The 2965-nt window shown below is 56.8% G+C and carries 2 protein-coding genes; both read left to right on the top strand.

Annotated features, from left to right (window positions below):
- Window positions 1–647: 647 nt before the first annotated feature.
- The gene (locus Q7O77_RS16490; RefSeq protein WP_304169787.1) at window positions 648–1988 is read left to right on the top strand and encodes an aspartate aminotransferase family protein; all 1341 of its coding nucleotides are present in this window, start codon (window positions 648–650) and stop codon (window positions 1986–1988) included.
- Window positions 1989–2311: 323 nt separating this feature from the next.
- Window positions 2312–2965, top strand: a 654-nt coding sequence (locus Q7O77_RS16485; protein WP_304169785.1) for a glycoside hydrolase family 3 N-terminal domain-containing protein, incomplete at its 3' end; no start/stop codon positions are given.

Raw genomic sequence — 2965 nt, 5'->3', positions numbered from 1 at the left:
CGTCAGATGTGTATAAGAGACAGGCTCTGTACTGACCCGGTTTAACGTCGACAGTAATGCACGGATACGGTGCAACCGCGTTTCTTCTAACATGAGATTCTTTTCCTGAGGGTAAATACACCCACTAATGATGTTCACAATGGGCGGGGAGCTTCCGCCATTGCGCCGGATAAGCCATAGAGAACGCCGCGTAAAGCGCCGTCCGGCGGCCGCACAATATCACTTAAGGCGCATTTTCACTCCCTTATTGCACAATTCCGGTGGCCGTTTTGCCGACTGTCCGTGGTGCAATGAGGAGTCTATGGAGTAGAACTGTGTGTTTTTGTGCATATTTGGGGATTTTGCCACGAAGGCTGTGCGTGCAGACGTCCCCTGTGTATCAATCATATAGCTGCCGTGAATCATACACGTTGATCCTGACTCAGGACAAATGCACAAACTAAGCGTAGTTTTCCTCCGTGTAAAACTCAAAAAAGCTGAGGGAAAGGGGCGTCGCAGTGCATTCACTGGCACCAAAATAGTGCATATTTTTGCGTTTGTGTACTTTATTGCTTTTGGTATAAAGTGGCCCCCACCGGATCGTGTTAAGCGGCTCTGCTGCAGGCGGCGTCCATCTGATCCACCGTTCATTTTTCAGGGGAGTAGTTATGGCGACACGTTCAACCATCATGGATACCAACAGTTTTCGGGCGGAACACGCCGACGCGCTGAGCCAGGATATCCGCCAACTGACCGACAAACGCAGTAAAGTGCTCGGTGAATCCTACCGCCTGTTCTACCGCAATCCGGTGCATCTGGTTCGCGGCGAGGGCCAGTACCTGTGGGATGCCAGCGGCAAACAGTATCTGGATGTTTACAACAATGTCGCCAGTATCGGTCATTGTCATCCCGCCGTGATTGCGGCGGTGCAAGAGCAGATGAGCCAGCTGAATACCCACACCCGCTACCTGCATGAACGCATTCTGGACTACACCGAAGACTTGCTGACGACCCTGCCGCCTGAAATTACCAAAGCGATGTACATGTGTACCGGCTCTGAGGCCAACGATTTGGCGATCCGCGTGGCGCGCGCTTACAGCGGCGGCACCGGGATTATCGTCAGTCAGGAGGCGTACCATGGCACCAGCGACCTGACCTCCGGCGCGTCCCCCGCGCTCGGCAGCGGACAACCGCTGGCGGCCACGACGCGCTTGGTGCCTGCGCCGGATCGCTACCGGGTGAACGCGCCGGATCTTGGCGTCTGGTTCGCCAACGAAATTCAGAAACAGATCGATGATATGGCCGCCCACGGCATCAAGTTCGCTGGCTTTCTGGCCGACTCCATCTTTTCATCGGACGGCGTATTGCCAGACCCGGTCGGTTTCCTGCAACCGGCCATCGACGTGGTGCACGCCAACGGCGGTATTTTTATCGCGGATGAGGTTCAACCGGGATTCGCCCGCACCGGCGACACGTTCTGGGGCTTTGCGCGCCACGGCGTCGTGCCGGATATTGTGACGATGGGGAAACCGATGGGGAATGGCATTCCGGTTTCCGGGCTGTTTGCGAAGGCCGATGTGCTGGCCGCTTTCAGCGATGAGATCCCGTATTTCAACACCTTCGGCGGCAACCCGGTGTCTATGGCCGCCGCGCAGGCAGTGTTGAAAGTGATCCGCGACGAAGGGTTACAAGAGCACAGCAAAACCGTCGGTGCGTGCCTCAGGCAAGAGCTGGCGGCACTGGCGCAGCGTCACGAGTGCGTCGGCGACGTGCGCGGCGCGGGGCTGTTCATCGGCTTTGAACTGGTCAGCGATCGGGAGAACAAAACGGCGGACAAACCGCTGGCGCTCGCGGTGATCGAACACCTGCGCGAAGAGCGGGTGCTGACCTCCGTCGCGGGGCCGTACGGTAATGTCCTCAAGCTGCGTCCGCCGCTGGCATTCCAGACGCAAGACATCGACTGGCTGGTGGGTGCGCTGGATAAAGCACTGACCCGGGCTCGTCGTTAATCGACCGCGGTTTCCTTTCTGAGTGTGTCGCCCGGCGTCGGTCAGGCGACACACTTTCTTACGTTCTCTTTACTCCTGCTTTCCCGCCTATTACACGTTGTTTTTTCGGGTAAATTCTCCTATTTATTCGACAACCTGATAAAATTTCGTACTGAAATCAACTATGATTAAGCGCGGAAAAACCGCATTGTCCATAAGGTAGCTACGTTGGAACATCGCCTCTGATCGTTCGGGAGGAAAAGCCGATGACTCCTCTGTCCCCAACTGTATCCTGAGTTCTGGCACGCGTGACTGAAACGGGATTGATTAGGTCCGTAAACATAATGAAATGGCTTACTTCACTGACGATTGCAATGGGAATTGCTTGCCATCCCGCCGCCGCACAGACCACGGCGCTGACGACACCTCCAACTGCCTTAATCGCCTCTTCGCAACAGCGTGATGCCTACGTCAACGATCTGCTGAAGAAAATGACGCTGGAAGAGAAGATCGGTCAGCTTCGCTTAATCAGCGTCGGGGCGGATAACCCGAAGGCCGCCATTCGCGAGATGATTCGCCAGGGGCAGGTCGGGGGGATCTTCAACACCGTGACGCGGCAGGATATCCGCGCGATGCAGGATCAGGTGATGCAGCTCAGCCGCCTCAAGATCCCGCTCTTTTTCGCCTATGACGTGGTACACGGCCAGCGCACGATCTTCCCGATTGCGCTGGGGCTGGCGTCAAGCTGGGATGAGGCAGCTATCGCCACCTCCGCGCGCGTTTCCGCCTATGAAGCGACCGAGGACGGCCTCAACATGACCTGGGCGCCGATGGTCGACATCACCCGCGATCCGCGCTGGGGACGGGTATCGGAAGGGTTTGGCGAAGATACGTGGCTGACGGCCGACATCGCGCGGATCATGGTCAAAGCCTTTCAGGGTGATGATCTGACGGGCCGCCACTCGCTGATGACCAGCGTCAAACACTTCGCGTTGTAC

Origin of the sequence: Lonsdalea britannica (assembly GCF_946477055.1) — a bacterium.
Taxonomy (GTDB): Bacteria; Pseudomonadota; Gammaproteobacteria; order Enterobacterales; family Enterobacteriaceae; genus Lonsdalea; species Lonsdalea britannica_A.
Note: the sequence above shows the minus strand (reverse complement) of the source record. Positions and strands in the feature narration are given on the sequence as shown.